General features: G+C 45.0%; 4 protein-coding genes and 1 riboswitch. All 4 genes read left to right on the top strand.

Annotated features, from left to right (window positions below):
- Positions 1–3,461: KR domain-containing protein (locus K8S13_RS07665; protein ID WP_291461685.1), on the top strand; the 3,461-nt coding region annotated here is incomplete at its 5' end.
- Positions 3,462–3,619: 158 nt separating this feature from the next.
- Positions 3,620–3,693: riboswitch (cyclic di-GMP riboswitch) on the top strand.
- Positions 3,694–3,717: 24 nt separating this feature from the next.
- Positions 3,718–4,671 (top strand): hypothetical protein, encoded by a 954-nt coding sequence (locus K8S13_RS07660; protein ID WP_291461683.1) that lies wholly within the window; start codon positions 3,718–3,720, stop codon positions 4,669–4,671.
- 57 nt (positions 4,672–4,728) lie between these two features.
- Positions 4,729–5,196, top strand: coding sequence for a hypothetical protein (locus K8S13_RS07655; RefSeq protein ID WP_291461682.1), 468 nt, complete (start codon positions 4,729–4,731; stop codon positions 5,194–5,196).
- Positions 5,197–5,279: 83 nt separating this feature from the next.
- Positions 5,280–5,884, top strand: a 605-nt coding sequence (locus tag K8S13_RS07650) for a hypothetical protein (protein ID WP_291461681.1), incomplete at its 3' end; no start/stop codon positions are given.

The raw sequence follows: 5,884 nt of genomic DNA, 5'->3' as shown, positions 1-5,884 counted from the left end.
TGATTGCTGTCCAGACCGGATACACGGCAGATATGCTGGAAGATGATCTGGATCTTGAAGCAGATCTTGGGATAGATACAGTGAAACAAGTTGAGATTTTTGCCAAGGTAGCCTCCCATTTCAGCTTTCCGGTGCCGGATGATTTAAAACTTCGGGATTTGAATACTATTGCTAAACTGGCTGAGTATATTGCCACAAGAGCTAACATACCGGATACTAAAACTACAGATTCGGAAATTGTGGCTGCTCAACCGGATACTAAATCAATACCTCAAGCACAAGGTTTCTCCACGGCCATTGACACTGTCAAGAACATCATCGCCGAGCAGACCGGATATGCGGTGGACATGCTGGAGGATGACCTTGATCTTGAGGCGGATCTTGGGATAGATACAGTGAAACAAGTTGAGATTTTTGCCAAGGTAGCCTCTCATTTTGGTTTTCCGGTACCGGATGATTTAAAACTCCGTGATCTGAATACCATTGCCAAACTGTCTGAGTATATCCAGTCCAGAGCAGGGGGCACTGTTGAAATTGAAAAACAGGAAAATGCCCCGGAAGCGGTTCCTGTGGCGGTTGATGTGCAGGCACAAAGTGAGGATGCAGCGATTGTAGTTAAAGAGGTGATTGCTGTCCAGACCGGATACACGGCAGATATGCTGGAAGATGATCTGGATCTTGAGGCAGACCTTGGGATTGATACAGTGAAACAGGTTGAAATTTTTGCCAAGATCGCTTCCCATTTTGGTTTCCCGGTTCCGGATGATTTAAAACTCCGGGATCTGAATACCATTGCCAAACTGTCAGACTATATTAAGACCAGGGCAGACGCAGTGCAGGCACCTCAAACCCAAATGGAACCGGCACTTTCCGTGAAAAGCAATAAAGTTTTACAGGCAACCGACTTCACTATCCCTTTAAATAACGAAGATGAATTCCCTGATACTGCATCACCCATTAAGCGGTTGATTGTGAGAGCTAAGAAATCAAAGATCCCGGAATCTTCCAAAAAGGATTTTAGAGGTAAAAAAATTATTGTTTCCCTTGACAGCCACGGGTTCGCCAAAAAGATTATTGAAAAGATAAAAGAGAAAAAGGGTGAAGTCATTACCATTGGCAGTAAAGGTGCTGATTTTAAGTTTGACCTGACCGATGTCAAGGCCACGGAAAAGAGGGTGGAAGAATTTAAAGAAGCCTATCCTGAGGTAAACGGGTTTATTCATCTGGCACCCCTGGATTACTATTTTGATCGAAAAGACCCAAAAGATGATTCAAACGAATCTCTCAACACGACCATCAAATCCTTTTTTGTCATGATTAAGCATCTTTTTGAAACCCTTGATCAGAAAGACAATGTCATTGGAACCATTACCTTTGATTCGGTTGTATTTCCGTATATGGAAGACTGCGGTGATATTCATCCCATGTTTGCAGGCCTTGCAGGCCTTTTGAAAACCGTGAATAAGGAGATGCCGGATACCAGGGTCAAGGTGGTGGACTTTTCTTATAAACAGCTAAAGAAAAGCATAGGAAGGATTGCAGATTTATTCTTAAATGAGCTGCTTTGCGACGATACAAGGGTAGAGGTGGGATATAAGAATAAGAAGCGATACGTCCTGACCATGAAACCTTCCATTGCAGACAGGACACAACAGATTATTTCAAACAATGATACCATGCTGGTTACAGGCGGAGCCGGCGGTATTACCTATGAAATCATAAAAAAGGTGGTTGAAAAGTATAAGGTCAACCTGATTATCCTGGATATCAATGACATTTACAGCATTGATTCAAAATTTCTGGATAAAGTATCCACCCAGGCTGATCTCATGGGGTTGCTCAGAGACGATATGCCCGGGGTGAAACCCATTGAAATAAAACGTGCCCTTGATCGTCTGATGCGGGTTCGACAGTCACTTGAAAATATTGAGTATCTTCAGTCGCTGGGTGTCAGTGTTGAGTATAATTGTGTGGATGTAACTGATTTTAATGCCGTAAAGGCAGCCGTTGACAAGTATGACAAAATTGATGGTGTTTTTCATGCCGCCGGCATGGAGATGAGCCAGTTTATCCCCAAAAAAGAACTCTGGTCCTTTGAACTGGTGGTGGATGTCAAAGTCAAAGGCATGCGAAACCTTCTGCAGGCCTTTAAAGAAAGAGAGTATAAATACTTTTTTACTTTTTCATCCGTAACAGCCCGTTTTGGGAACGAAGGTCAGGTGGATTATACATCTGCCAATGATTTTCTTGGGAAAACATTGTTTCACGAAAAGCAGCTTCATCCCGACAGAACCTATAAGGTCTATGCGTGGACAGCCTGGGGTGGTGTCGGCATGGCAACCAATCCAACGGTGAAAAAGGTGCTTGAAGAAAGAGGCATCCAATTCCTTCCCATGGAACAGGGCGTCAAGTTTTTTATGGCAGACCTTCTAGATAAGACAGAGTCTGAAATGGTGTTTTCCGGCCTTGATTATTCCTTTGACAGGGACGGTCTTCTGGGCGATCCGAATAATGCTCAATTCCCGTTTCTGGATATTCCGATGGAAAAAACTAAAACTGGAACTATCTATTCAAGGGTGCTGGATATTGAAAGAGATGTGTTCCTCCATGACCATACCATGGACGATGTGCCGCTTTTTCTTGGTTCCACCGGGATTGAAACCATGGCTGAAGTGGCAAGATCCCTGTCTGAAGATAAAGTACATTTTGTTGAATTGACGGACTTTCAGATTCCCTACGGGATCAAACTTTTAAAGGGACGTCCAAAGGAGCTTTTGATTTCAGGAGACGCTGCGGGAGAAGGTTTATTTGACTGCAGGATCACCTCCCGGTTCAAGAATCCCAAGGGAATTGTCATGGGTGATCCCAAACTTCATTATGAAGGTAAATACAGGTTTGCTGAAAAACCCTTAAAGGTAAAGAAGATCAAACTGCCCCAATTTAATCCGGTTTCCTGGGAAGGTGACATTGACACCCTGGTGTATAATCCCAAACGGCTGTTCATGTTTGGCCTTTTCGCCACCATCACGGATATTAATTCATTTGACGGTAAAACATTGGTCACAACAGTGGAGGATAGTAGCCGAAAAGAGTTTTTTAAAGGGATAAAAGATCCCAACTTTGTGGCAGCTCCCATCCTGGTTGATGCTATGTTTCAGACCGGCGGCCTTCTAGAATTCTTTACAACCTCAAGAATAGTCTTGCCTTATAAAATCAACTCTTTGAAATTTTATAAGATTGTTGAAAAAAATAAGGAATATTTTTGTATCACCCGAAAGATGGACACAGGTGAAGAAACCAATACCTACAACCTGAAACTGGTTGACAAAAATGGTAATCTTTTTATTGAGGTAGATAGTTTTGAAATGGTAAAACTCTACCGCCTTGATCCTGAAGACAGAATAATTGATAGAGTTGAATTTTCTTTTTCCAATGAAAAGGAAGGTTCAAAGGTCAGATAATATATTAACCATTTCTGCCTGAAATGGTTAATGCGATTGAGGATTCCCAATTTTAACTTTTTGGGTAAGTTAAAATTGGGAATCCTGATGGATAAAATAAATATCCTTATCCAATTGACAAACCCATTTTTATTTCTTAAATGATAAATAATAGTTTATAAAGACAAAGCCAAACCTGTTGAGAAGCAGGGACGGAAAACCACGGGTCATGTATGACAGCTTGAATAACTCGGTTTTTTATTTACAGGAGAGATGAATGAATAAATTTATCACTCTGCTATTCTCCATTTTTTTATTACTTCCCGGCGGGTGGGCATTGGCGGGCAACACCCAGATCCCAAAAGATAAAATTGATATTGCAAACCTTACGGCAACACCCACCGGGTGGAAACAAAAGGGCATGTGGGGTTTTGATAAACAGCTGATCATGAGGCCGCAGAAAGGACGGGCCACCCTTCTACAGCGGGATCTCATGGGGGATGGTCATATCATCGCCGGTTTCAGGATCACTGAAGGGAACCCGGCGATTCCTGGTATTACTTTTAGGTTTCCAGATGGTAGAATCAGCATTGAGAGGCGTATCATTAATGACAACATTTTTGCAGTCATGGTGCTTGAACAAAATGGTAAAATGATGGGCGAGAAGGTGTTGAGTATCCCGGACGGTGATTTGGAATTTATGCTGCAGCGCGAGGGAGATAATTTTTCAAGCTGGGTTGCTGAGCCAAAAAAAGATTTTCGACAGGTGGCGGGTTTGAACTGGGGCGGCGTGGAACAGGTAATCCAGGCAGGAGTCTATGGCAGGGTCTCCAGGGGTGCGGTTTCTCCACTTAGTGTTTTTTCACTCGAGGTGGGCGGTGCAAGACCGGAAGCGCTCACCATCAGCCGCAAAGCTCTTTCAACTGAGTATTCGACTTCCCCGGGAAAAAGTTCTGAAATGATTGTCAAAAAAAAGGCCGGGCCGCCTCCCCCGCCGCCCGGATCAAAGGTTGTGGGAGAGATCGTCTCTGTTAATACCGAGTGGGGGTATGTTGTGCTTCACCTCAAACAATCGGGTTCGGTGGCCCCGGGGAATCAATTATTTATTATCCAGCCGAACGGTTATCCCATGATCCTGGAAGTTAAGCGTATTGCCGGGCTGAAAGCTTCGATTATTCCCCATGGCGCTATTTCGGTTTTGCAGCCGGGCATGACTGTCCTGCGGAAATAAGGGGTGACGGTCACTTAGGGTACTGATACCCCGTGATTAGTTACAAAGGAGGAGGTAATGAAACAGGTGATAACCTGGAGTGTCTCAGCTTTTTATACCGACAAGATGCGCATTGCTCTGGTGTTTTTTGCCATGTTGCTAGTGCTTTCATTGGGTTGCGCAAGTACACCGCGGGTTCCGGTGACCTGGGATCAAGACACTGTAAATTTAATGCCGAAGGAGGTTGCAATTGAATACCTGAATACTGTCAATTGGCTTCCGGTCTGGGGTAAATCCTGCTGTACATTTACTGAAAAGGGTGTATACCACCCCACTGTTTTCGGAAAAGGATCCCTGGCTCCCTATTCGGAGTTGAGTATGTGGGCAAACGGTCCATGGCCGGACGGAACGTACCAGATCGGCTTGAGTCTTCCCAATGTAAATGCGCTTTATATCGTTCCAGTCGGAAGCGAGGTTCCTCCTGCCGAGGCCACACGGATTATTACGGCGCTTGAAGTTCTTATTTCGACGCGGACGAAAAGATGACCCGGCGAACTTTTAGCGCACGGATATTGATGGAGAAAATTCGGGATAGGATACGTCTGCCAACTAAAGGAGCCGTCTGTTTTGTGATCAATGTCGTAGTGCTGTCCATGCTTTTTGGGGGTTGGCCGCAAACCAGCGTGGCGCAACTCCAAAAAGAAGAAATCAATGTAACACGTCTGTCCTCCACTCCCAGGGGCTGGAAACAGAAGGGAATGTGGATGTACGACCAGGGAATGGTGATGGCTCCCCAAAAGGGACACGAGGCGTGTTTACGGCGGGCACTTCAGGGTGACGGCCATATTATTGCACAGTTGCATGTGAACGATGAGCTGTTGTCGACAACCTCCGGGGTATGTTTTTCGTTTTCCACGGGAACGATCAATCTTGAACAACGTATTGTAGATGGAGTCCCTTTTGTGGTCATGGAGCTGCTTGATCAAGGGGGCACGGGTTTGGGAGAAAAAGTGCTGAGTATTCCCGCCGGCAGCGTAGAACTGATGCTGAGGCGTAAGGGTAATCATTTTTCGGGTTGGGTTGCGGAACCGGGAAAGGATTTTCAACAGGTGGGCGGCTTGGATTGGAACGAGGTGGGGCTGTTGATTGAAGCCGGTATATATGCTCGTGTTTTCGAGGGAGGTGCCTCTCTGGTACGGGTCAACTCGCTTGAAGTGGTCGGCTTGCGGCCGGA

This window comes from Desulfobacula sp., from assembly GCF_021107415.1.
Note: the sequence above shows the minus strand (reverse complement) of the source record. Positions and strands in the feature narration are given on the sequence as shown.

What these genes read in the sequence shown, in the direction of transcription:
- K8S13_RS07660 (WP_291461683.1), top strand. Translation starts at nt 3,718, where the DNA reads ATGAATAAATTTATCACTCTGCTATTCTCCATTTTTTTATTACTTCCC.
- K8S13_RS07655 (WP_291461682.1), top strand. Translation starts at nt 4,729, where the DNA reads ATGAAACAGGTGATAACCTGGAGTGTCTCAGCTTTTTATACCGACAAG.